Genomic DNA, 23,807 nt, shown 5'->3' with positions numbered 1-23,807 from the left:
CGAGGTGTCCTCCACCGGGCGTCCCTAGTGTGCCGACCGAGACCGTGCCGGGCAGCCCGGCGGCGGCCGATCCGGAGGTGTGTCGACGTGTCCGCTCCCCACAAGATCCAGGAAGTAGCCCAGGTCCGGGAAGAAGCCCCGGACGGGGGCCAGGTCCGGGCCCGCGCAGAGGCGCCGGACGCCACCTGCCCGGTGGCGGGGGCCGCGGCCCCGGGCCCCACCTGCCCCGTGGAGCACGGCTCCTACCCCTTCCCCGACTCCTCCTACCGCGGGCCCGCCCCGGCCTACGCCCGGCTGCGGGCCGAGCAGCCGGTCGTACGGGTGCCCACCGCCGGCGGCGTGGACGCCTGGCTGGTGACCCGGTACGCCGATGTGCGCGCGGCCCTCGCCGACCCCCGGCTCAGCCGGGCCAAAGCCACCGGGCCGCACGCGCCCAAGGTGGGCGGAACGATGCACACCACGCCCGAGATGATCATCTCGCTGGACGCCGCCGAGCACGGCAGGCTGCGCAAGCTCGTCGCGGGCGCCTTCACGGTCCGCCGGATCGAGGCGATGCGCCCCCAGGTGCAGGCGGTCGCCGACGGGCTGCTGGACGCCATGGCCGCCCAGGGCGGGCCCATCGACCTGGCGGAGCACCTCACCGTGCCGCTGCCGCTGACCGTCATCGGCGAGCTCCTGGGGGTGCCGTCCGCCGACCTGCGCACCTTCGAGAAGTGGGCGCGTGCGTTCGCCACCGTCGACGACCGGGCGGGCGGCGCGGAATCGCTGCACGGGCTCCAGATGCTCAGCCAGTACATCGTGGGGCTGATCGCGGACAAGCGGGCCGAGCCCGCCGACGACATGCTCTCCGAGCTGATCGTGGCCCGTGACGAGGGGGACAGGCTCAGCGAGGAGGAGCTGGTGACCTTCGGCTTCACCCTGATCGGCGCGGGCTTCGACACCACCGCCAACCAGCTCGCCAACTCGGTGCTGGCCCTGCTGGTGGACCACCCCGAGCAGTGGCGGGCGCTGGTCGAGGACCCCTCCCGGATACCGCTGGCCGTCGAGGAACTCCTGCGCCACGTCAACCTGTTCGCCACCGACACCTCGGGCTTCCCCCGGGTGGCCGCCGAGGACATGGAGATCGGCGGCGTGCGCATTCCCGCCGGTGACGCGGTACTGCTCTCGCTGGCCTCCGCCAACCGGGACGAGGCCGTCTTTCCCGACGCCGACCGCCTGGACCTGGCCCGCACCCCCAACCCGCACATCTCCTTCGGCCACGGCGTCCACTACTGCCTGGGCAAGCAGCTGGGCCGGATGGAGATGGAGATCGCCCTGGAGGGCCTGGTGCGCCGCTTCCCCGACCTCCGGCTCGCCATCGACGAGGACGAACTCCCGTGGCACCACGGCGAGATCAACCACACGCTGACCCGGCTGCCGGTCACCTGGGGGAGCTGAGCGTGCGCTTCGCACCGCTGCGGGTCCCGGGGGCGTACCTGATGACGCCCGACCTGATCAGGGACGAGCGGGGCAGCTTCCACGAGGCCCTGCGCGCCGATGAGTTCGAGCGGGAGCTGGGCCGCCCGTTCGTACCCCGCCAGATCAACTACTCGGTCTCGCGCCGCAACACCCTGCGCGGCATCCACTCCGTCACCCTGCCGCCCGGCCAGGTCAAGTACGTGACCTGCGTGCGCGGGGCGGTGCGCGACCTGGTGGTCGACCTGCGGGTCGGCTCGCCCACCTGGGGGCAGTGGGACAGCACCCTGCTGGAGCCGGACACCGGACTGTCGGTGTACGTGCCCGAGGGCGTCGGGCACGGATTCCTCACCCTCACCGACGACGCCACCGTCTGCTACGTGCTGGACCGCACCCACGTGCCCGGCACGCAGATCGACATCGACCCGCTCGACCCCCAACTGGCCCTGCCCTGGGGGTTCGACGAACCGCCGCTGATCTCGCCCAAGGACGCCGCGGCGCCCAGTGCGGCCGAGGCGGCCGCCGCCGGGCTGCTGGCCGACTGGGCCGCGACCGCGCCGACGGGGGCCGCGCCGGCCGCCCGCTGAGCCGCGAACCGATCCGGAAACGACCACAAGGTCCTCCTCGCCGAGAGCTGCGAGGAGGACCTTGTGCTCGTTGCGGATCAAGAACCGTACGGCGCTGCCCCCCCCCGGGCCGCGCCGTACGGCCTGCTGTGGGCCTTCGCGCACCCCGCTCAGGGGGTGGCGAGGCACTCCGGGTTCTGCTTTCCGGTGCGGGTGTAGACCAGTTCGCCGCGATCGGAGTTCAGGAAGTTGCCCGCCGCGTCGTACACGCTCGATGTGTGGTCGGTGCGGAAGACCCCGCCGCTCTGCACCGCGGTGCCGCTCATCTCCGCGCGGCCCGCGTAGTTGCCCGCCGCGTCGGTGAACTTCTCGACGACCTGGTAGCGGAAGGTGTTGGGCCCGGTGGGCCGCCAGGTGCCCTTGCCGTAGCCCGTGGTGCTGGCCCGGTGGCAGAGCTCGCCCCGGCGGGTGTACGCCTCGGTGACGTGGATGATCGCGCCGCCGCCGAAGTCTATGTACGTCTCCCAGGTGCCGACGGGCAGTTCGACGCGGTGGTGCTTGCCGCCGCGCGCCGTGTCGTCGGCCGGCGCCGCCGACGCGGTGCTCATGGCGCCCGCCGTGAGCAGCAGCGCCGCCAGCGCGGTGGCCGTCGAGCGGGCGGTGGACCTGCGGTGTGAGAACATCTCGTCTCCCCGTTCCGGATGAGTACCTACGGGCAGTGATGCTCTACGGAGGGCCTCAAGGCGAGGTCGAGAGCGGCTGGTCCGCCGGGGCCCGCCGCACGGGTCCCGCCAGTGCCGCCACCGTCCGTTCGAGGGCCTCTCGCAGCCCCACCCGGGGCGCCCAGCCGGTGACCGCGCGGAACGCCGTCGAGTCCACTTCGACGCTGCGGAAGTCGGTCGCCTCCGACTGGTGCGGCGGTGCCACCGGCACCACCGGCACGGCGGGCGCCCCGGTCCGCCGGGCCACCGCCCCGGAGAGGTCGCGGAAGACCTCGCCCAGCGGTACGCCCCGGCCGGTGCCCACCAGCCAGTGCCGGCCCGCCAGTTCCGCCGGGCGGCCCAGCGCCGCCACCACGGCGCGGGCCGCGTCGTCCACGTACAGCAGATCGCGCAGTACCGTCCCGTCGTGCCACAGCGACAGCGGCTGCCCGGCGAGCGCCCGGCGTGCCATGGCGCTCACCACGCCCCGGTCGGCGACCGTGGAGTGCGGGCCGTGCCCGAAGACGGTCGTCAGCCGCAGCCCGGCGCCGCGCAGCACGCCGCGCGCCGAAGCGTCGGTCAGCAGCCGTTCCGCGGCGAGCTTCTGACGGGCGTACACCCCGACCGGATCGTCCGGCTCCGAGCCGTCGATCCGTACCCGCGCGGTGACGCCCGCCTGACTGGTCGAGCCGGTGAACAGCACCACGGGCAGGGGTCCCGGCCCGGTACGCCCCTCCAGGGCCCGCACCACGTCGCGCATGACGCCCACGTTCACCGCCTCGGCGGCCTCGTCCCCGGCGGCCACCCGCCAGTTCGCCGAACCGCCGCCGCCCGCCGCCGACGCGGCCCCCGCGAACCTGGCCGCCAGGTGCAGGACCGCGTCCGCGCCCCGCACCGCGCGGGCCGTCTCACCCGGCTCCGTGAGGTCGGCGAGCCACCCGGTGACCTCCGCCGGGCCCCCGTGCGGCAGCGGCGTCGGGGTCCGCGAGACCACCCGCACCCGCACCGCGCGCCCGGCCAGCTCCCGCACCACGGCCGAGCCGAGGAAGCCGCCCCCGCCGAGCACCACCACCAGCGGCGCCTTCGCCCTCAGCCGGTCCGCCACGACGCCTCCCGCTCCTGGCAGGCCGCGTACGAGGGCAGCAGGCCCCGCGCCCGGGCGTCGGCGAGGGACGGCGCCGTACGGTCCCGGTCGGACACGAGCAGCGGTACGTCGACGGGGAGCGGCAGCCCCAGCGCGGGGTCCAGCGGATCGAGATAGCGCTCGGCCCGGGGCAGATAGCTGTCCGACAGCAGATAGGACATGACCGTCCCGTCCTCCAGCGCCAGCATCGCGTGCCCCACCCCCACCGGCAGATAGGTCGCCCGGCAGTCCTCCTGGTCGAGCAGGACCGTGTCCCACGCGCCGAAGGTGGGCGAGCCCTCCCGTACGTCGACGACCAGGTCCAGCGCCCGCCCTCGCGGGCAGTACACGTACTGGGCGAGCCCCGGGGGCGCCGCGCAGTAGTGGATGCCGCGCAGCACCCCGCGCCGCGAGACGCTGGTGGAGACCTGCGCCACCGGGAACGGCGGATGGCCGGTCGCCGCGGTGAACGCGCCCTCCTGGAGCGGCGAGACGAACGCGCCCCGGTCGTCGCGGTGCACCTTCGGCGTGAAGGCGTACGCCCCGGCCACCCGCAGTGCGCGGAAGGTGTCCGGCGCCTCCGCCGGCCTGCGGACAGCCGTTCCCGGCGCGCTCACCAGGTCACCGGGAGCTGCTTGAGGCCGCGCATGAAGAACGTCGGCGGGTTCCATTCCAGCGCGGACTCCGGGGTGTCCAGCGCGAGGCGGGGGCAGCGCTCCAGCAGGGTGCGCAGGGCGACCGACCCCTCCATACGGGCCAGCGGCGCGCCCAGGCAGAAGTGCACCCCGTGCCCGAAGGCGAAGTGGGCCCGCGTCTCGCGCAGCCCGCGCCTGATGTCGAACCGGTCCGGCTCGGGGAACTGCCGGTGGTCGCGGGCGGCGGGGGAGAGCCCGATCAGCACCACCTCGCCGGCGGGTATCTCCGTACCGGCCAGGATGACCGGCTCGGTGGTGTAGCGCAGGGCGGCGATCTCCACCGGCCCGTCGAACCGCAGCACCTCCTCGATCGCGCTGTCCAGCAGCGAGAAGTCGGCGCGCAGCGCGGCCAGTTCGGCGGGGTGGCGGAGCAGCGCGAGGGTGCCGCTGGCGATCATGTGCGCGGTCGACTCGTGGCCGCCCACCAGCAACAGGAAGGCCATACCGAGGAGTTCGTCGTGCGACAGGGTGTCGCCGTCCTCGTCGGTGGTGCGCACCAGGGCGCTGAGCAGATCCTCGCCGCCCAGCAGCCGCTTGCGGCCGATGAGGTCGGAGAGGTAGCCGGTCATGGCCGCCTCGGCGGCGGCGCCCGCCGCCATTGTGGCCGGGGCGGACAGGTCCGCCGACCACAGCCGGAAGTCCGCGCGGTCGGCATCGGGGACGCCGAGGAGTTCGCAGATCACCGAGAGCGGCAGCGGAAAGGCGAACGCGTCCACCAGGTCGGCCCGTTCGCCCTTCAGCATCGTGTCGAGCAGTTCGTCGGTGAGCTGCTGGACGCGCGGACGCATGGACTGCACCCGGCGATGGGTGAATTCCCGGGCGACGAGCTTGCGCAGCCGGGTGTGGTCCGGGGGGTCGGTCATCATCAGGGTGCGCCCGATGACGTTGCGCCCGAGCCCGTCCCAGGCCTTCAGGAACTGGGGGTCGTTGCTGAGCCGGGGGTCGGTGAACGCGGCCTTGGCCACCTCGTACCCGGTGATCAGCCAGCACTCACGGCCGTCGAGCACCTTCGCCCGGTGCACCGGGCCGTTCTCCCGCAGCTCACCGAAGAGCCGGTAGGGGTCGGAGGCGAAGTCCGGGACGGCCCCGGTGAGATCGGCGACGAGTCGTGTGGATTCCATGCGGCGCACGCTAGGCGGCGGCACTCAAACCTTGCTCGGGCGGCGCGGGGTACACGCGGGCCCTGCCCGGGCGGCGCGGGGTACGCGCGGGCAGGGCGGGTGGGGACCGCCGGGAGTCGACCGCCCTTCGAGCGGGGACCCCGATAGTCGCGTCCGTGCGCCGCACCAGCCGTGCGCCCGCCCCGTACGCAGCCGGAGGAGACCGAACCCGATGCGCGTCCTGATCACCCTGTGGCCCAACCCGTCACACCTCTACGCGGACATCCCGGTCGCCTGGGCCCTCCAGGGCGCGGGCCACGAGGTCCGTATCGCTTCCCACCCCGACCTCGCCGAGGCCGTCACGGCCGCCGGGCTCACCGCGGTGTCCCTGGGCACCGCGGCGACCATGCCCTCGCTGGACCTCGACACCTACGCCTCCGCGGCACTCGACGAGGACCACAGGTCCCGGCTGCGGGACACGCTGGGCGTGCGGGCCGCCGACGGCTTCGCGGCCCAGCAGGCCTGGGAGGTCTACAGCACCTACCACCTCATCGCCACCCGTATCCTGCACCCGGCGGGCGTCGTCCCGTCCGACCCCGCACCCGCCACCGACGCGCTGGTGGAGTACGCCCGGCACTGGCAGCCCGACCTGGTGCTGTGGGAGCCCACCTGGCCCGGCGCGGCGATCGCTGCCCGCGCCGCCGGGGCCGCGCACGCCCGGCTGCTGTGGGGTCTGGACGTCGGGGCCTGGGCGAGCGACCGCTTCGCGGCGCACCGCGCCGAGCTGAGTGCCGCGGGCCTCGAAGACCCGCTGACCGAAGTCCTGCGCCCGGTCGCCGAACGGTACGGGCAGCAGATCGACGACGAGCTGCTGTACGGGCAGTGGACCGTCGACACCACTCCGCCGGAGATGCAACTGCGCACCAGCGCACGGACGGTGGAGGTCCGCCGGGTGCCCTACACCGGCGTCGGAGTGGTCCCCGAATGGCTCCACCCCGCGCCGTCCCGCCCCCGGGTGGCGCTCTCCCTCGGCGTCTCGGTGCGCGAGCACCGCAACGACAACTCGCTGATCGACCACATGCTCCAGGCCCTCGGCGGCCTGGACATCGACGTGGTGGCCACCCTGAACGACGAACAACTCGCCGGTGTCACGGTGCCCGACAACGTCCGCACCCTCGGCTTCCTGCCGCTCAACCAGCTCCTGCCGACCTGCGACGCGGTGATTCACCACGGCGGCGGCGGCACCACCGCCGCCGCCGTGGCACACCGGGTACCGCAACTGGTGGTCGAGGGCGGCGGCGGACTGGAGGCGTGGGCGTACGCGGACTGGCTGACGGCGGCGGGCGCCGGAGTCACCCTCAACCACGAGAAGCAGTCCGTGGAGCAGATCCGCGCCGAGATCCACCGGGTGCTCACCGCACCCGGGTTCCGGGCCGGAGCCCACCGGCTGCACGCCGACTGGCTCTCCCGGCCCAGCCCCAACGACGTGGTGCCGGCGCTGGAGCAGCTGACCGCACAGCACCGCCGGTGAAGGCGCTCGTGCTGGGCGGCACCGGCTTCGTCGGCAGCCACCTGTGCGAGGCGTTCGCCGCGGCCGGCGCCGGAGTGCTGGCGGTGTCCACCCGGGGTGAGCGGCCCGTCGACCTGCTGGCGCCCGGCGGGGTGGACGCCCTGGCCGCGCTGCTCACGGCGGAACGCCCCGACGTGGTGGTCAACGCGGCGGGCCGGGCCTGGCGGGCGGGGTCCGAACAGATGGAGCAGGGCAACGCGGTCCTCGTCGACCGGCTGCTGGAGGCCCTGCTCACCCAGCCGCACCGGCCCCGGCTGATCCAGCTCGGGTCCGTGCACGAGTACGGGCCGGGCGCCGGGGACCGCGGCACCCCCGAGGACCACGAGCCCGCACCCGTCACCCCCTACGGACGCACCAAGCTCCGGGGCACCCGGTCCGTACTGCGGGTGGCCGCCGCCGCGGGCCCCGAGGCCGTGGTGCTGCGGCTGGCGAACGTGATCGGGCCCGGCACCCCGCCGGGCAGCCTGCTGCGCACCGTCGCGGACCTGATCGCCGAGGCGGCGGCGGAGCTGCGCGCGGGGCGGGCACCCGAGCCGCTGCCGTTCGGCGGGCTGACCGCCCGGCGGGACTTCGTCGACGTGGCGGACGTCGCGGACGCGGTGCTCGCCGTGGCCTCGGCCCCCGCCCGGACGGTGGCCGGACAGATCGTCAACATCGGCAGCGGCGAAGCGCTGCCCGCCCAGCGGCTGGTCGAACGGATGGTCGCGCTCAGCGGCCTGGACCTTCCCCTCGTCGCGCCGCGGCAGGCCGCCGCGCGCGCCGACGTCGAGTGGCAGCGGCTCGACATCACCAAGGCGCACCGGCTGCTGGGGTGGCGCCCGCGCCGGGCGCCGGACTCCTCGCTACCGGACCTCCTCGAAGCCCGCGGGGTGCGGGTGCACGTGCACGAAGCGGCATGAGAGACACGACACAGAGAGGTACGGAAATGAGCGATCACAAGGCCCTGGTCCTGGACGAGGTGCGCAAGTACCACCAGGACACCCAGCCCGACGGGGCGTTCGTGCCCGGGGTGAGCGAGATCTGGCCGTCCGGAGCGGTGCTGGACGAGGAGGACCGGGTGGCGCTCGTGGAGGCCGCGCTGGAGATGCGCATCGCGGCCGGCCGCAGCTCGCGCAAGTTCGAGTCCACCTTCGCCCGCCGGATGCGCCGCCGCAAGGCACACCTGACCAACTCCGGCTCCTCGGCGAACCTGCTGGCCACCACGGCCCTCACCTCGCACCTGCTGGAGGACCGCGCGCTGCGCCCCGGCGACGAGGTCATCACCGTCGCGGCGGGCTTCCCCACGACCGTCAACCCGATCCTGCAGAACGGGCTGGTGCCGGTCTTCGTCGACGTCGAGCTCGGTACGTACAACACCACGGCGGCCCGGGTCGAGCAGGCCATCGGCCCCAGAACGCGGGCGATCATCATCGCGCACGCGCTCGGCAACCCCTTCGAGGTCGCCGAGATCGCCCAACTCGCCGAGGAGCACGACCTGTTCCTCATCGAGGACAACTGCGACGCGGTCGGCTCCACCTACGACGGCAAGCTCACCGGAACCTTCGGCGACCTCACCACGGTCAGCTTCTACCCCGCCCATCACCTGACCATGGGCGAGGGCGGCTGCGTGCTGACCGGGAATCTGGCGCTCGCCCGGATCGTGGAGTCACTGCGCGACTGGGGCCGGGACTGCTGGTGCGAGCCGGGCGAGAGCAACAAGTGCCTCAAGCGCTTCGACTACCAGATGGGGACGCTGCCCGCGGGCTACGACCACAAGTACATCTTCTCCCACGTGGGGTACAACCTGAAGGCCACCGACCTCCAGGCGGCCCTCGGCCTCACCCAGCTGGACAAGCTCGACGCGTTCTGCGAGGCGCGCCGCCGCAACTGGCGGCGGCTGCGCGAGGGCCTGGACGGGCTGCCGCACCTGCTGCTCCCTGAGGCCACCCCCCGCTCGGACCCCAGCTGGTTCGGCTTCGTCCTGACCGTCGACGCCGAAGCCCCCTTCACCAGGGCCGAGCTGGTCGCCCATCTGGAGGACCGCAAGATCGGCACCCGGCGGCTGTTCGCCGGGAACCTCACCCGGCACCCCGCCTACTTCGACAAGCCGCACCGCGTCGTCGGCGAGCTGACCAACAGCGACCTGATCACCGAGCACACCTTCTGGATCGGCGTCTATCCCGGGCTCACCGACGAGATGATCGACTACATGGTCTCCTCGGTGAAGGAGTTCGTGGGGGCCCGCACATGACCCTCCTCGGCCCCGAGACCGTTCCGCGCGCCCGGCAGGGCGCGGCGGCCCGCTTCGCCCGTTCCGCGGCCCTCACCGACGCCGGTGCGCAGCTGCGCACCGAAGAGTTCGCCGACTGGCTGGCCGGCCGGGAGCGGGCGCACCGCTTCCTGGTGCGGCGGGTTCCCCTCGACCGACTCGACGGCTGGTCGTTCCAGCAGGACACCGGCAACCTCGTGCACCGCACGGGACAGTTCTTCAGCGTCGAAGGGCTCAGCGTCACCACCGGCGAGGGCCCCTTCCCGCACTGGAGCCAGCCCGTCATCAAGCAGCCCGAAGTCGGCATCCTGGGCATCCTGGTGAAGGAGTTCGACGGCGTCCCGCACTTCCTGATGCAGGCCAAGATGGAGCCGGGCAACCGCAATCTGCTCCAGCTCTCGCCCACCGTGCAGGCCACCCGCAGCAACTACACCAAGGCCCACGGGGGTTCCGGGGTCAGATACCTCGACCACTTCGTGCGGCCGGACCGCGGCCGGGTGCTCGCCGACGTACTCCAGTCCGAGCACGGCTCCTGGTTCTTCCGCAAGTCCAACCGCAACATGCTCGTCGAGACCGACGAGGAGGTACCGCTGCACGACGACTTCTGCTGGCTCACCCTCGGCCAGATCGGCGTCCTGCTCGGCCGCGACAACGTGGTGAACATGGACTCCCGCACCGTGCTGGCCTGCGCCCCCTTCGCCCCGGCGGCGGACGGTGACCCGGCGCTGCTCTCCGGCACCGCACTGCTCTCCGACACCGCGCTGCGGTCCTGGTTCACCGCCGAGCGCTCCCGGCACGACGTGCACGCCGAGCGCATCCCGCTGCGTGACGTGGCGCACTGGGAGCGCTCGGCCGACAGCATCCAGCACCGCGAGGGCCGCTACTTCAAGGTGGTCGGCGTCGACGTGGAGGCCGGCAGCCGGGAGGTCGGCGGCTGGAGCCAGCCCCTGTTCGAGCCGGTGGGGCAGGGTGTCACCGCGTTCCTGGTGCGCCGCTTCGGCGGCGTACCGCACCTGCTGACGCACGCCCGGGTGGAGGGCGGCTTCCTCGACACCGTCGAGCTCGGCCCCACGGTGCAGTACAACCCGGGCAACTACCCGGCCGCCGACCGGCCGCCCTTCCTCGACGAGGTGCTGCGCGCCGCCCCGGACCGGATCCTGTACGAGGCGTTGCACTCCGAGGAGGGCGGACGCTTCCTCAACGCGGAGAGCCGCTACCTGTTCATCGAGTCCCAGGAGGCACCCGCCGTACCGCCGCCCGGATACCAGTGGGCCACCCCGGCACAGCTCAACACCCTCGTCCAGCACGGCCACTACCTCAACGTGCAGGCACGCACCCTGCTGTCGGTGCTCGTCGCGGGATCGGTGGCCCTGTGACGGCCGGACCGGTGCGCGTCGGCGTGCTGGGCTGCGCGGCCATCGCCCGCCGCCGCATGATCCCGGCGTTCGCCGCCTGTGACCAGGTCGAGCTGGTCGCCGTCGCCAGCCGCGACGGGGCCCGCGCGGCGGAACTCGCCGGGCAGTACGGCTGCCGGGGGGTCGAGGGGTACGAGGCGCTGCTGGCCGACGACGGGATCGAGGCGGTGTACGTGCCGCTGCCCGCGGCGCTGCACGCCCGGTGGACGGAGGCCGCGCTGCGGGCGGGCAAGCACGTGCTGGCGGAGAAGCCGCTCACCCTGGACCCGGTGACCACGGCGGCCCTGATGCGGCTCGCCGCCGAGCGGGGCCTGGCGCTGCGCGAGAACGTGATGTTCGTCCACCACTCCCAGCACGAGGCCGTCGGCAAGCTCGTCGCCGACGGCGCGATCGGCGAACTCCGTTCGCTGCGCGCCGAGTTCTCCATCCCCCGGCAGTCGGCGGGCGACATCCGCTACGACGAGACGCTGGGCGGCGGCGCCCTGTGGGACACCGGGGTCTACCCGGTCAGGGCCGCACTGCACTTCCTGGGCCCCGAGCTGGAGGTGGCGGGCGCGGCCCTGGTGCGGGGGGCGGGGGAGCGGGTCGACACCTCGGGGGCGGTGCTGCTGCGCACCCGCCGGGGCGTACTCGCCCAGCTCGCCTTCGGGCTGGACCACGGCTACCGCAACACCTACGAACTGTGCGGCAGCGAGGGCCGGATCACGGTGGACCGGGCGTTCACCCCGCCGGAGGACTTCCGGCCGGTGCTCCGCCTGGAGAGGCACTCGGAGCCCAGCGAGGTCACGCTGCCCGCCGACCCCCAGATGGCGAACACGGTGGCCGACTTCGTCGCGGCGGTGCGCGGCGGCGCCGCACCCGACGGCCGGCTCCTGGAGCAGGCGGAGCTGCTGGACGCCATCAGGCGGTACGCGGACGACGCGCAGGCCCGGAACTGACCGCGCCGGACCGCCGCCCCGCGCTCCGCTGCCCCCGCCGGTCGCGACGGGGGCAGCGGCATGTGCGGTGCGAGGTCAGCGGAAGTCCTCGACGTGGTCGTGGGCCCACCGGAGGTAGCTGCGGGCGGGCTCGCCCGTGGCGTCCTGGACGCCCGGCCACGGCTTGAGCAGCGCGGAGTAGTCGTCCTCGGAGGTCCCTCCCTCGCCGGAGCCCTCGCCGCCGCCGTAGTCCATGAAGCCCAGCAGGAAGTCCGCGTTCTCCCCGGCGAAGCCGCCCTGGGCGTGCAGGATCTCCCGGGCGCGCTCGCGGGTCACCTCCTCGTAGACGACCTCCTCGCCCAGCGCCTCGCCGATCGCCGCCACCCGCTCCCGGGTGGTGACGGGGGCCGGCCCGGTCAGCGTGTAGACGACGCCCACGTGCCGGTCCTCGGTGAGGGCGGCCACCGCGACGGCCGCGATGTCGGCCTCGTGGACCGGCACCCCGGCCTCGTCGGCGAACGGGTAGCGCACCCGGCGCTCGGCCTTGACCTGCGGGGCCCACACCGGCAGCAGGTTGGCCATGAACTCACTGGGCCGCACATGCGTCCACTCCAGGCCGGATGCCTCGACCGCCGCCTCGACCGGGCTCTCGTACAGCCCGATGGTGATGGCCGCCGCCGACAGGTCGACGATGCGCCGGACCCCGGCGCGCTTGGCCAGCTCCACCACTTCGGATGCCGTCTCGTTGACGGGGAAGAGATGGAGCCGGTCGATGCCCTCCAGAGCGGGCTCCAGGGACGCCGGGTCGGTCAGGTCGCCGCGCACCACTTCCACCCCTTCGGGCAGTGCGGCCCTGGCGGGATCGCGGGTGAGCGCCCGTACGGCGAATCCCTTGGCGACGAGCTGCTCGACCACATTCCGGCCGACATTCCCTGTCGCGCCGGTGACCAGAATCTTCATTGCTTCTCTTTTCGTTCGTCTTGTCCGACGGGTGCGGCTTGTTCGGCCGGTACGGCGGATTCGAGTTCCTCAGTGACTTCGAGGAGCACGATCGGGATTTCTCGCGGGTTACCGGTCTGGTAATTCGAGTACGGCTCGAACAGCTCGGTCATCCGCTGCCACAGGGCGGGCCGCCGGTCGGGTCCCGCCGTGCGCGCGCGGGCGCTGAACCGCTGGGCACCGACCTGGATCTCCACCTGCGGTTCCGCGGTCAGGTTGAGGTACCACAGCGGGTGCTTGGGCTCCCCTCCGTTGGACGCCACGAGCACGTACTCCTCGCCGTCCCGCCCGTAGATCAGCGCGGTGCGGCGCAACAGCCCGGACCTGCGGCCACGGGTGGTGAGCAGGAGCGTGGCGAAGCCGTTGAAGTCGTGGCCCTCGGCGCCGGCCGACTCCACATAGGTCCGGATGTGGTCGGCCACCCAGCCGGTGGGGCTGTCGGCGATTTTTTCTTGCTGTTCCATTCGAATTCCCTCCGAAATGGCGGCCATTCGATTTCTGCCCCCCTAAATCTACCGGTGGGCGGAGGGTAAACCCAGACCGAATTCAGGCCGCCCCGTCCCGAATCCACCAGGTCTCCACCGATTCTCCGGCGGGACGCGAGGCGAGCGGCCCGCCGGCGGGGGCCGGCCGTGCCGCACCGGTGCCTCTCAAGTCGCTTTCCAGCGGCAACGGATTGGATTCGGCCACCGAATTCGCGCAAGGACAGGGACTCGACATGGATGTTTCGCGCAGACGGATCCTCGGCGGCGCAGCGGCGGTGGGCGTGACCGCGGCAGGGCTGACCGCCCAGGCGGCACCGGCCGCCGCGGCCGGCCGCCGCTCCGGCCGGGCAGCCCCGGCCGGAGCGGTGGTGCGGCCGGACGACCCGCGCTACGCGGAGCTCGTCACCCGCGGGTACAACCGGCGCTTCACGGCGAGCCCCGAGTTCGTGCAGATGGTCTACTCGGCGGCGCAGATCGAGGAGGCCCTCACCAGCGCCGTGCGCGCCAAGAAGCGGGTCACCGTGCGCAGCGGCGGCCACTGCTTCGAGGGCCTGGTGGACGACCCGCGCTTCCAGGTGCTGCTGGACATCTCGCAGATGAAGGAGATCGCCTACGACCCGAAGCTGAACGCGTTCTCCGTCGAGGCCGGAGCCACCGTGTACGAGATGTACCGGGCGCTCTACCTCGGGTGGGGCGTCACGGTGCCCGGCGGGGTCTGCCCCGACGTGGGCGTCGGCGGGCACGTGATGGGCGGCGGCTACGGCCCGCTCTCGCGCCAGTACGGCCTGACCGTCGACCACCTGTACGGCGTCGAGATCGTGGTGGTCGGCAAGGACGGCCGGGCCCGCACCCTGGTCGCCACCCGCGAGGCGAACGACCCGCACCGCGAGCTGTGGTGGGCGCACACCGGTGGCGGCGGCGGCAACTTCGGCATCGTCACCAAGTACTTCTTCCGTTCGCCCGGCGCCACCGGCAACGACCCGACGAAGCTGCTGCCCCGCCCGCCGGCCAAGCTGCTGTGCAGCTGGGTCAACTGGAGCTGGGAGGGCATGACCGAGGCCAACTTCACCCGGCTGGTGAAGAACCACGCGGCCTGGCACCAGGCCAACAGCGGCGCCGACTCCGTCTACGCCGGTCTGCACAGCTCGCTGCACCTCAACCGCAAGGCCGCCCAGTCGATCTTCCTGGAGATCCGGCTGGATGCCACCCTGCCGAACGCCCGCAAGCTGCTGGACGACTACATCGCCGCGGTCAGCGAGGGCGTCTCGGTGCCCGCCGTGCCCTCCACCTGGGAAGGGCTGTGGCTGGAGAACAGCGTGGACCTGGGCTGGGTCGACCCCACCGGCTCCGACCGGGGCCGCAACAAGGGCGCGCACATGCGCAAGCCGTTCAACGACGCGCAGATCAAGACCATCTACCAGGCCGTCACCGACCCCGGCAACCAGGGCCAGGGCAAGGTGTACATCGCCGCCTACGGCTGCGCGATCAACACCGTGCGCCCGGACGCCACCGCGGTCGCCCAGCGGGACTCCCTCTTCAAGATCGCCCTCGGTGCGGCCTGGGCCGACCCGAAGGAGGACGCGCAGCACGTCGGCTGGCTCCAGCGGCTCTTCAGGGACCTGTACGCCGAGACGGGCGGCATGCCGGTGTCCAACGCCAGCCAGGACGGCGGCTACATCAACTACCCCGACCCCGACTTCAAGGACCCGGCCTGGAACACCTCGGGAGTGCCCTGGTCGACGCTCTACTACAAGGGCAACTACCCGCGCCTGCAACGGGTCAAGGCGGCCTACGACCCGCGGAACTTCTTCGAGCACCAGCTCTCCATCGAGCCGCCCGCCTGACAGCGGCCGCAACGGCGGCGGGGCCCGGAGTACTGCTCCGGGCCCCGCCGCCGTCCGTGTGCCCGCCGTGTTCCGCCCGGAGCCGGTGTCTCAGCGGCCCACCCGGTGCAGCGCGGTCAGCTTCTCCAGCGAGGGCACCACGTCGTTGGGGCTGGGCATCGCCAGCCAGGAGGCGTGCAGCCGCTCGGTGCCCTCCCGGAACGACGGCTCCTCCAGCACCCGCAGCAGCGCCTTGCGGATCTCCGGGACGGACTGGCTGCGGTGGTCGACCGTCAGACCCGCTCCGTACGAGGCGAGATGCGCCGAGTACGCGGAGGCCTCCATGCCCTCCATGACGATCAGCTGCGGCACCTTGTGCGCCAGCGCCGCCGTCAGCGTGCCCCCGCCGCCGTGATGGATCACCGCGTCGCAGGTCGGCAGCAGCTGGTTGAGCGGAACGAAGTCCACGGTGCGCACGTTGTCGGGCACCCGCCGGCCTGCCAGCTGCTCCTCGTCCAGCGTGGCGATCACCTCGATGTCCAGTCCGGACACCACCTCCAGGATGTGCTCGATCATCGACTCCGGTCCGCCGATCTTCCGGGCGGACACCCCGAGCGAGAGCGCCACCCGGGGCCGCCGGGGCTTCGGGTGCAGCCAGTCCGGGAACACCCCGACGCCGGTGTAGGGCACCCTGCGCACCGACACGGTCCGGCCCTTCACGGCGAGCCGCAGCTCCGGCGGGGTCGGGTCGACCGTCCACTGGCCGCGCAGCAGCTCGTCGTCCACCTCCTGCCCGTACCGGGCGGCGAGCGGGCGCATCATCTCCGCGAGCGGGTTGGCCGCTCCGGTGCCCAGCCGCTCGGTGGCCCAGCCGCAGTAGTCGGGACCCCACAACTGGCGGGCGTGCGCGGCTCCGACGGCGCGGGCCGCGACCGCGGCGCCCGGCCACACGGAGTCCCAGAGCACCAGGTCCGGCTGCCAGTCGCGGGCGAACTCCACCAGACCGTCCACGCCGGGCAGCCGGTCCGGCGCCGCGCCCGGAGTGCGCGCGCCGCCCGGGGTGTGGAACATGCGCATCGACGTCATCACATAGGTGCTGAACATCGTCATCGGCTCGCGGTCCGCCTCCTCCCGTACCAGGGCGGCCTCCAGCTCCTCGCGGGCCGGGCCGTCCAGGGCGTACGAGATCACCGTCTCCAGCTCCAGCGACGGCGTGCTCGACGCGTCGCCGAGCGGCACCGCGGTCAGCCCCGCCCCGGTGACGGTCTCCGCCAGGTCGTGGGCGGATGCCACGCACACCTCGTGCCCCGCCCCCTGGAGGGCCCAGGCCAGCGGCAGCGCCGGGTAGAAGTGCGCCGGGGCCGGCCACATGGTGAACATGACACGCATGACAACTCCTCAACTCATGGTGCGACGGTGGGTGGTTCCACAGTGCGAGCGCGGCCCCGTGACGGGGTCGAGTGCGGCTTGAGCACGGCGCGGGACACTGGACGGCCCCGCCCGCCGTACGAGGAGTCCGCAAGAGATGACCGCACGCGACCCGAACACCGCCGCACCGTCCGTCAGTTGGGGCGAGGTGTGTGCCAGGCGCGCCCAGCGGCACGGCCTGGCCGCACCGCTCCCCGGTGCCTCTCCTGTCGACGCCGTCCGGGTCATGTGCGGTGCGCACGCCCAGGTGCTGTCGGCCGCCGAACTCTCCGTCGGGCTGCGGCTGGAGGGCGTCACGCGGGCCGAGGTACGCGCGGCGCTGTGGACGGACCGCACGCTGGTCAAGACGTACGGGCCGCGCGGAACCGTCCATCTGCTGCCCACCGCGGACCTGCCGATGTGGACCGGTGCGCTGTCCGCGCTGCCCTCGGCGGCGAGCCCGTTCGCCAAGGACGTCCGGCTGAGCCCCGAACAGCTGGACGAGGTGGTGGCCGCCATCGGGGCCGCGCTCAAGGACGCGGAGCTGACCGCCGACGAACTCACCGACGAGGTGGTGGCCAGGACCGGGCCCTGGGCGGGCGACCTGGTGATGCCCGCCTTCCAGGGGTTCTGGCCGCGCTGGCGGCAGGCCATCGCCACCGCCGCGCACCGCGGCGCCCTGTGCTTCGGCGCGAACCGCGGGCGCAAGGTCACCTACACCAACCCGGCCCGGTGGCTGCCGGGGCTGTGCCCCGACGAGGGGCCGCGGGCACTGGCCGCACTGGTGGAGCAGTTCCTGCACGGGTACGGCCCGGCCACCGCCCATCAGTTCGCGCAGTGGCTGAACGCGCCGCGCGGCTGGGCGGGAGAGCTCTTCGGGCGGCTCGCCGGGGAGGGCCGGATCTCCGAGGTCCTGCTCGACGGCGCACCGGCGTACCTGGTGAGCGGCGACGAGCGGATGCCCGCGGAACCGGTGCGCGGGGTGCGTCTGCTGCCGTACTTCGACGCGTACGTCATCGGCAGCCACCCGCGCCCCCTGGTCTTCCCCGGACGAGCCGCCGAGCGGGCGCTCGCCGGCGGTCAGGCCGGACCCTTCCCGGTGCTGCTGGTGGACGGGGTGGCCGCGGGCGTCTGGCACCAGCGCCGCTCGGGCCGCCGGCTTGCGGTGACCGTCGAGCCGCTGGCCCCGCTCGACAGGGCGCAGCTGCGGGAGCTGGACGAGCAGGTGGAGCGCACCGCCACGATCCTGGAGGCGACCGCGGAACTGACCCTCGGCACGGTGACGGTGGGCGCGCACGCCTGAGCGCCTGAGTCCGCACCCCGGCCCCCGGCCGGGCGCACGCCGCCCGGCACGCAGCCCAGGGGCCCGGCACGCGGGCGAAGGCCCCCGGCACGCAGCCGAAGGCCCCGGGCATTGCGGATCTCCGCATGCCCGGGGCCATCGGCCGACAGCCGTCCTTGCCGTCCCGGCTGCCCTGTCCGTCCTGTCCGTCCAGGACGCCCCAGCCGTCTGTGCCGTCCGCCGGGGGTCAACTCCGCAGCGAGACGACCACGTTGCCGCGGTGGTGGCCGTCCAGGAGGGCGAGCAGCGCCTTCGGGGCGGCCTCGATGCCGCCCTCCACCACCGTCTGGGGGAAGACGAACCGGCCCTCCGCCAGCCAGCCCGCGAAGTGCTCCGTCCACGCCTGGATCTGCTCGGGCGTGTGGTACGTGGCGAACGGGCGCAGCTCCAGATGCTTGGTGATCGCCGTCATCAGGTCCAGCCGGGGAGCCCCGCCGCCCTGGCCGATCTGCCCGGACAGCGCGCCGCAGAGCGCGAACCTGGCGTGCGGGGAGGCCACCTGGACCGCGGCCTCGAACTGCTCGCCCCCGACGTTGTCGAAGAAGACGTCGATCCCGTCCGGCGCCAGCTCGCGCAGCCGGTCCACGACCGGTCCGTCGTGGTAGTCGAACGCGGCGTCGTAGCCCAGCGTGTCGACGAGGTAGGCGACCTTCTCCTTGCTGCCCGCGCTGCCGATCACCTTCTTCGCCCCGCGCAGCCGGGCGATCTGACCGGCCAGCGAACCCACCCCGCCCGCCGCGCCGGACACGAAGACCACGTCGCCCTCGCCCACCCGGGCGATGTCGGCCATGCCGTAGTAGGCGGTCGGGCCCTGGTTCAGATAGTGCGCGGAGCTCGGGAAGAGGTCCCGGTCGAGCCGGTGGAAGTGCTCGGCCGGGCCGACCGTGTACTCGGCCCAGCCGCCCGCCGTCTGCACCAGGTCACCGACGGCCAGCGCCTCGCTGCGCGAGACGACGACGGTGCCGACCTCGCCGCCGCCGACCCGGCCGCCGATCTGGAACGGAGGCACGGGCAGCGGGCAGTCCGGGCGCATCAGATCCTGGTAGGCGGCCGCGACGAAGAGGTGGTCGAGACGGACCACCACCTCGCCCGGCGCCGGCTCCGGAACCTCGACCTCCGCGACGAGGAAGTGCTCGGGGGCGGCCCGCCCGCTGCCCTCCACGTGCGCCGCCAGCTGGATCTCCCTGGCCTTGCTGGGAACGTGCGTGTCCATCGGTCTCCTTCGTCGTTCCGTGGTGGGCGGCCAGGATCGGCGGTGTCTCTTGAGCGGTTCTCGTCAGGCGCTTGAGGCCGCGTCCCTACGGTGCGCGGCACGACGGCCGGACCCGACCCGGCCGGAGGCACCAGCCGATCCAGTGGAGGACACAGTGAACGGGACGACGACGCAGGACGACCGGGGGACGGACACTGCCGTCTCGCCCGTCGGAACCTGGGTGGAGCACTTCTCGGTGCAGGGCGAACCCAAGGCGAGCACCCTGCACTTCACACCGGGCGGGCAGGCATTCATCCTCGCCGGCCCCGCCAACGGCGGTTCGGGGGCGGGCACTTGGCAGGCCACCGGACCTGATTCCTTCGCGTACCGGATATCCGAACGCATTATCGACGTGCGGAGCGGCGAATACGCGGGCTGGGTCGACATAGACCACCACGCCGTACAGGACGGCGATTCCTTCGTCAGTACGGGACATTCACGCGTGTACGACGCCGAGGACCACCTGGTCATCGACGTGGGCATCAGTGCCCGGGGCAGCCGGAAAATCCTGTCCGAAAAGGCGCGGCTGATTCTGTGAACGGGGCCGGAAAGGTCGAGCGGAACTCAACTCCCTTTCCACCCGCCGTTCCTATGATTTCCCATTCACTGACCATGGAGGAACACAATGGCGGATGCGATCTTCGCCGAAGGACTGACCAAGCGCTTCGGTGACGTCGTCGCGCTGGACGGCCTCGACCTCGCGGTCGAGGAGGGCACCGTGACGGGGCTTCTCGGCCCCAACGGCGCGGGCAAGACCACCACCGTCCGGGTGCTGGCCACGCTGCTCAAGCCGGACTCGGGGCGGGCTGTCGTCGGCGGGGTGGACGCGCTCGCCGACCCGGTGCGACTGCGCCGGGGCATCGGCCTGTCCGGGCAGTACGCGGCGGTGGACGAGGACCTCACCGCGCGCGAGAACCTGGAAATGATCGGCAACCTCTACCACCTGGGCCGCGCGGGAGCGCGCACCCGGGCGGCCGAACTGCTGGAGCGGTTCGACCTCGCCCAGTCGGCGGACCGGGTCGTCAAGGGGTACTCCGGCGGCATGCGCCGGCGGGTCGACCTGGCCTGTGCCCTGGTGGCCAGGCCCGGCGTGCTCTTCCTCGACGAGCCGACCACCGGCCTCGACCCGCGCGCCCGCAGCGTGATGTGGGACGTCATCTCCGAGCTGGTCGCGTCCGGCAGCACGCTGCTGCTCACCACCCAGTACCTGGAGGAGGCCGACCACCTCGCCGACCGGGTCGCCGTCATCGACCACGGCAGGGTGGTCGCCGAGGACACCCCGGACCGCCTCAAGAGCCGGATCGGCCAGGAGCGGCTGGAGCTGACGGTGAGCCGGGCGGCCGACCTGGAGACCGCCAGGTCCCTCCTCGGGTCGCTGGCGAGCGGGGAGCTGACGGTGGACGCCGCGGAACTGCGCGTCGACGTGCCCGTGAACGTCGCGGCCGAGGCGCTGGTGGCAGCGGTACGGCTGCTGGACGGCGCGGCGGTACCCCTCAAGGGCGCCCATGTGCGCCGCTCCAGCCTGGACGAGGTGTTCTTCGCCCTGACCGGGACGGCGCCCGTCGAGCCCGGCGGGGACGCGACCGTGAAGGCGCCCGGCAGGGATGCGTCCGTGCCGGAGCCCGCGTCCGCCGTATCCGTTCCCGTCGACCTCAAGGAGCCCGTGGCATGAGCACCGTCGCCGAGTTCATCAGCGACGGAGTGACCCTCACCCGCCGCAACGTCATCAAGAACCGCCGCACGCCGGACGTCGTCGTCTGGACGATCATGGCGCCGGTGTCCTTCGCCCTGCTCTTCGCCTTCGTCTTCGGCAGCGCGATCGACGTCCCCGGCTCGAACTACCGCGAGTACCTGATCGCGGGAATCCTCGTCCAGACCATGCTCAACACCTCCCTGAACACCGGCGCGGCCATCGCGGACGACATGAAGAAGGGGCTGATCGACCGGTTCAGGTCGCTGCCCATCGCACCGTCGTCGGTGCTCATCGGCCGCACCACCAGCGACATGCTGAACAACATCCTGGTCATCGCCATCATGGCGGGCACCGGGCTGCTCATCGGCTGGCGCATCCGCTCCTCGTTCTTCGAGGCGCTGGGCGGCTTCGTGCTGCTCCTGCTCTTCGCGTACGCCTGTGCCTGGATCACCGCCTGGCTGGGCGTCGGCGCGAAGTCCCCCGAGGCGCTGGCCAACGGGCTGATGATGATCACGATGCCGATGATGTTCATCTCGAACGCCTTCGTGCCCAGTGACGGACTCCCCTCCGTGCTGCGGGTGGTGGCCGAGTGGAGCCCGGTGTCGGCGGTCGTCGGCGCGACCCGCGAACTGTTCGGCAACAACCCGCCCGGCCTGACCTCCTCGGGCGCCTGGCCGATGCAGCACCCGGTGGCCGCCGCGCTCTGCTGGATCCTCCTCATCCTCGCCGTCTTCGTGCCGCTCGCCGTGAACCGCTTCAAGAAGACGGTCGGCAAATAGCCGGCAGGTAACGGCCGGCAAGTGACGGCCGCGCACCAGCACGTGAAGACACCCCCGTCGGCCGCCGGCCGTCATGACAAGGAGATCGCTGTGCGTACGTTGTTCATCACCGGCGGCGGCTCGGGCCCCGCCTGCGCGATAGCGCCGCTGGCATCCGCCACCCGCACCGAGGGCCACGACATCCTCGTCGCAGCCCCGCGCGAGAACGTCCAGGAACTCACCGAGCGCGGCCTGCCCACCGTGGAAGTCACCGAACTCGGCGTCTTCCAGGCCATGTTCACCGACCGCGACGGCAACAAGAACCCGCCGCCGCGCAATCCGGCCGACGCGCTCGCCTTCGCCAGCCGCGGCTTCGGGCACCTCACCGCCAGCAGCCTCCACGCCCTGCGCGAGCTGGTCCGCACCTGGCGGCCCGACATCCTCGTCGGCGGCACCCGCAACTACGCCGCCGCGCTGCTGGCCCACGAGTTCGGCCTGCCGTACGTCTGCCAGGCCTGGGACCAGCTGGAGCGGGTGCCCGAGGACCTGGTGCACGCCGCCGGGGTGCTGCGTCCCGAACTGGACGCACTGGGGCTGGACGGACTGCCGGCCGAAGACCTGTACATCCACCAGACGCCGCCCAGCGTCCGCCCCCCGGACGCCGAGCCGGCCCGGCACATGCGTTGGGTCCCCGGCAACAGCCAGGTCCCGCTGGAACCGTGGATGTACACCCGCCCGTCCGGCCGCCGCCGGGTCTGCATCACCTCCGGGTCGCGCTCCACCATGGTCCCCGGCCTCGGCATCGCCTTCTTCCGCCCGCTCCTGGCCAACCCCGTCTTCGACGACGTCGAGGTGGTGGTGGCGACCAAGGAGGAGGTGGCCGTCGAACTCAAGCGGGAACACCCGGCGCTGCGAGCCGGGTTCGTCCCGCTCGACGTGGTCGCTCCCACCTGCGACCTGCTGGTCCACCACGGCGGCGGGGTCACCGCGATGGCCGCGGTCAACGCGGGCATCCCGCAGCTCGTCCTCGTCGACATGCCCGCGTCGGCCATCCCGATGGGCCGCATCCAGGAGTACGGGGCGGGGATCTCGCTGCCCGCGGACGCCACCGCCGACGACGTGGCCGCGTCCTGCGACAAGATCCTCTCCGACGCCTCGTTCGCCGCCCGCGCCCGCGACCTGGCCGCCGAGAACGCGGCCCAGCCCCCGGCCTCCGCCGCCGTCCGCTGGCTGGAGGAGCTGGTGGACGCCCGCCGCTGACCGGGCGGGACGCCGCCCGCGCGGCCTGCCGCCCCCGAAGACACCAGCGCGCCCGACCGGCGGATCCGGTCGGGCGCGGTGGTGTGCGGTCCGCGACGTCAGCCGCCGCTCACGTCCAGCCCGCCGTCCAGGGTGAGGATCTGGCCCGTCACCAGCGCGGAGGCGGGCTCGGCCAGCCTGGTGATCCACGGGACGACGTCCGCGACATCGGCCACCCGCCCCAGCGGGATGGTGTGCGCGACCCCGGCGAACAGCCCCTCCACCTCCTGCGGGCCCAGACCGTTGGCGGCGTACGCCTCGGTGCGCACGAAGCCCGGTGCCACCGCGTTGACCCGGATGCCCTGCGGCGCCAGCTCGGCCGCCCAGCTGCGGGTGAAGCTGTGCACCGCGGCCTTGCTCGCCCCGTACAGCGAACTGGTGGGACCGGGGTTGTGGCCGCCCCGGCTGGAGACCAGCACGATGCTGCCGCCGGGCGCGGCCAGCAGCGGCAGCAGCCGGGCGGTGAGCAGCGCGGGCCCCAGCACATTGGTGTCCAGCACGTCGCGCGCCACCGCCACGTCGAGCCCGGACAGCGGCGAGAACCGGAAGATGCCGGCGTTGTGCACCAGCACGTCGAGCCGCCCGCCGCTCGCGCGCACCGCGTCCGCCACGGCGTCCGCCCCCGACTCCGTCGTGACGTCGGCGGCCACCGCACGGATCGCGGGGTGCTCCGCCGCGACCTCCGCCAGCCGCTCCTTGCGCCGCCCGGTGACGATCACCGTCGCCGCCCCCTGCCGGGCGAACTCCAGGGCGGTGCCGCGTCCGATGCCGGTGCCGCCGCCGGTGACCACCACACAGGCCCCGTCGAAATTCCCCGGCCCGCCGCTCCGGGATTCGCTGCTTTCGGGCATGCCGCTCTCAGCCATGTCGCATTCCTCTTTCTCCGTCACCGGTCCGGGGTTTTCCGGACAGACCTCGGAGAAACGTCACAGGGGCCGCTCGACAACGGCTGGAGACCT

At 72.9% G+C, this 23,807-nt stretch carries 22 protein-coding genes; 13 read left to right on the top strand and 9 right to left on the bottom strand.

Annotation, left to right across the window (positions count from 1 at the left end):
• The first annotated feature begins 87 nt into the window (after positions 1 to 87).
• A complete protein-coding gene (locus tag ACIA73_RS33220) occupies positions 88 to 1,437 on the top strand; it encodes a cytochrome P450 (protein WP_399442609.1) in 1,350 nt (449 codons plus the stop codon).
• Between the two features lie 2 nt (positions 1,438 to 1,439).
• Positions 1,440 to 2,042 (top strand): dTDP-4-dehydrorhamnose 3,5-epimerase family protein, encoded by a 603-nt coding sequence (locus tag ACIA73_RS33215; RefSeq protein ID WP_399442608.1) that lies wholly within the window; start codon positions 1,440 to 1,442, stop codon positions 2,040 to 2,042.
• Between the two features lie 149 nt (positions 2,043 to 2,191).
• Here ACIA73_RS33215 and ACIA73_RS33210 read toward each other — a convergent pair whose 3' ends face one another.
• The 4 genes from ACIA73_RS33210 to ACIA73_RS33195 are packed head-to-tail and all read right to left on the bottom strand — an operon-like array spanning position 2,192 to position 5,661.
• Positions 2,192 to 2,704, bottom strand: a complete 513-nt coding sequence (locus ACIA73_RS33210) for a hypothetical protein (protein WP_399442607.1) — start codon at positions 2,702 to 2,704, stop codon at positions 2,192 to 2,194.
• Positions 2,705 to 2,759: 55 nt separating this feature from the next.
• Entirely contained in the window at positions 2,760 to 3,827 is a 1,068-nt protein-coding gene (locus ACIA73_RS33205) for an NAD-dependent epimerase/dehydratase family protein (protein WP_399442606.1), read from the bottom strand.
• On the bottom strand, positions 3,812 to 4,462 hold the full coding sequence (locus ACIA73_RS33200; RefSeq protein ID WP_399442605.1) for a dTDP-4-dehydrorhamnose 3,5-epimerase family protein: 651 nt from the start codon (positions 4,460 to 4,462) through the stop codon (positions 3,812 to 3,814). The genes ACIA73_RS33205 and ACIA73_RS33200 overlap by 16 nt, the downstream gene beginning before the upstream one ends.
• Positions 4,459 to 5,661, bottom strand: a complete 1,203-nt coding sequence (locus ACIA73_RS33195) for a cytochrome P450 (RefSeq protein WP_399442604.1) — start codon at positions 5,659 to 5,661, stop codon at positions 4,459 to 4,461. The genes ACIA73_RS33200 and ACIA73_RS33195 overlap by 4 nt, the downstream gene beginning before the upstream one ends.
• A 211-nt stretch (positions 5,662 to 5,872) precedes the next feature.
• On the opposite strand from ACIA73_RS33195, the gene ACIA73_RS33190 reads away from it, so the two are divergent.
• From ACIA73_RS33190 to ACIA73_RS33170, 5 genes are read left to right on the top strand one after another with little or no spacing between them, the layout of a single operon-like run.
• A complete protein-coding gene (locus tag ACIA73_RS33190) occupies positions 5,873 to 7,171 on the top strand; it encodes a nucleotide disphospho-sugar-binding domain-containing protein (protein WP_399442603.1) in 1,299 nt (432 codons plus the stop codon).
• A complete protein-coding gene (locus ACIA73_RS33185) occupies positions 7,168 to 8,109 on the top strand; it encodes an NAD-dependent epimerase/dehydratase family protein (RefSeq protein WP_399442602.1) in 942 nt (313 codons plus the stop codon). The genes ACIA73_RS33190 and ACIA73_RS33185 overlap by 4 nt, the downstream gene beginning before the upstream one ends.
• A 26-nt stretch (positions 8,110 to 8,135) precedes the next feature.
• Positions 8,136 to 9,440, top strand: coding sequence for a lipopolysaccharide biosynthesis protein RfbH (gene rfbH, locus ACIA73_RS33180; protein ID WP_399442601.1), 1,305 nt, complete (start codon positions 8,136 to 8,138; stop codon positions 9,438 to 9,440).
• Positions 9,437 to 10,834: an NDP-hexose 2,3-dehydratase family protein gene (locus ACIA73_RS33175; protein ID WP_399442600.1), complete on the top strand. Its 1,398-nt coding sequence runs from the start codon at positions 9,437 to 9,439 to the stop codon at positions 10,832 to 10,834. Before rfbH ends, ACIA73_RS33175 begins: the two co-directional genes overlap by 4 nt.
• Positions 10,831 to 11,811: a Gfo/Idh/MocA family protein gene (locus ACIA73_RS33170; protein WP_399442599.1), complete on the top strand. Its 981-nt coding sequence runs from the start codon at positions 10,831 to 10,833 to the stop codon at positions 11,809 to 11,811. Before ACIA73_RS33175 ends, ACIA73_RS33170 begins: the two co-directional genes overlap by 4 nt.
• Before the next feature lie 75 nt (positions 11,812 to 11,886).
• Here ACIA73_RS33170 and ACIA73_RS33165 read toward each other — a convergent pair whose 3' ends face one another.
• The gene (locus ACIA73_RS33165) at positions 11,887 to 12,750 is read right to left on the bottom strand and encodes an NAD(P)H-binding protein (protein WP_399442598.1); all 864 of its coding nucleotides are present in this window, start codon (positions 12,748 to 12,750) and stop codon (positions 11,887 to 11,889) included.
• Positions 12,747 to 13,253 (bottom strand): nitroreductase family deazaflavin-dependent oxidoreductase, encoded by a 507-nt coding sequence (locus tag ACIA73_RS33160; RefSeq protein WP_399442597.1) that lies wholly within the window; start codon positions 13,251 to 13,253, stop codon positions 12,747 to 12,749. The genes ACIA73_RS33165 and ACIA73_RS33160 overlap by 4 nt, the downstream gene beginning before the upstream one ends.
• Before the next feature lie 254 nt (positions 13,254 to 13,507).
• On the opposite strand from ACIA73_RS33160, the gene ACIA73_RS33155 reads away from it, so the two are divergent.
• Entirely contained in the window at positions 13,508 to 15,118 is a 1,611-nt protein-coding gene (locus ACIA73_RS33155; protein WP_399442596.1) for an FAD-binding oxidoreductase, read from the top strand.
• Between the two features lie 90 nt (positions 15,119 to 15,208).
• On the opposite strand, the gene ACIA73_RS33150 is transcribed toward ACIA73_RS33155, so the two are convergent.
• On the bottom strand, positions 15,209 to 16,486 hold the full coding sequence (locus ACIA73_RS33150) for a nucleotide disphospho-sugar-binding domain-containing protein (RefSeq protein WP_399442595.1): 1,278 nt from the start codon (positions 16,484 to 16,486) through the stop codon (positions 15,209 to 15,211).
• A gap of 136 nt (positions 16,487 to 16,622) precedes the next feature.
• Between ACIA73_RS33150 and ACIA73_RS33145 the strand changes: the two genes are divergently transcribed.
• Positions 16,623 to 17,807 (top strand): winged helix DNA-binding domain-containing protein, encoded by a 1,185-nt coding sequence (locus ACIA73_RS33145; RefSeq protein ID WP_399442593.1) that lies wholly within the window; start codon positions 16,623 to 16,625, stop codon positions 17,805 to 17,807.
• A 226-nt stretch (positions 17,808 to 18,033) separates the two neighbouring features.
• Here ACIA73_RS33145 and ACIA73_RS33140 read toward each other — a convergent pair whose 3' ends face one another.
• Positions 18,034 to 19,059, bottom strand: coding sequence for a zinc-binding dehydrogenase (locus ACIA73_RS33140; protein WP_399442592.1), 1,026 nt, complete (start codon positions 19,057 to 19,059; stop codon positions 18,034 to 18,036).
• Positions 19,060 to 19,213: 154 nt separating this feature from the next.
• On the opposite strand from ACIA73_RS33140, the gene ACIA73_RS33135 reads away from it, so the two are divergent.
• From ACIA73_RS33135 to ACIA73_RS33120, 4 genes are all read left to right on the top strand, one after another.
• The gene (locus ACIA73_RS33135; protein ID WP_399442591.1) at positions 19,214 to 19,636 is read left to right on the top strand and encodes a hypothetical protein; all 423 of its coding nucleotides are present in this window, start codon (positions 19,214 to 19,216) and stop codon (positions 19,634 to 19,636) included.
• Between the two features lie 87 nt (positions 19,637 to 19,723).
• Positions 19,724 to 20,770, top strand: a complete 1,047-nt coding sequence (locus ACIA73_RS33130; protein ID WP_399442590.1) for an ATP-binding cassette domain-containing protein — start codon at positions 19,724 to 19,726, stop codon at positions 20,768 to 20,770.
• Complete coding sequence (locus ACIA73_RS33125) at positions 20,767 to 21,570, top strand: ABC transporter permease (protein ID WP_399442589.1); 804 nt, start codon at positions 20,767 to 20,769, stop codon at positions 21,568 to 21,570. Before ACIA73_RS33130 ends, ACIA73_RS33125 begins: the two co-directional genes overlap by 4 nt.
• A 90-nt stretch (positions 21,571 to 21,660) precedes the next feature.
• On the top strand, positions 21,661 to 22,809 hold the full coding sequence (locus tag ACIA73_RS33120; RefSeq protein WP_399442588.1) for a nucleotide disphospho-sugar-binding domain-containing protein: 1,149 nt from the start codon (positions 21,661 to 21,663) through the stop codon (positions 22,807 to 22,809).
• A 98-nt stretch (positions 22,810 to 22,907) separates the two neighbouring features.
• Here the strand turns inward: ACIA73_RS33120 and ACIA73_RS33115 are convergent, their stop codons facing one another.
• Positions 22,908 to 23,714: an SDR family NAD(P)-dependent oxidoreductase gene (locus tag ACIA73_RS33115; RefSeq protein ID WP_399442587.1), complete on the bottom strand. Its 807-nt coding sequence runs from the start codon at positions 23,712 to 23,714 to the stop codon at positions 22,908 to 22,910.
• Positions 23,715 to 23,807 lie beyond the last annotated feature (93 nt).

The organism is Streptomyces sp. NPDC051561, assembly GCF_044454195.1.
Classification (GTDB): Bacteria; Actinomycetota; Actinomycetes; order Streptomycetales; family Streptomycetaceae; genus Streptomyces.
Note: the sequence above shows the minus strand (reverse complement) of the source record. Positions and strands in the feature narration are given on the sequence as shown.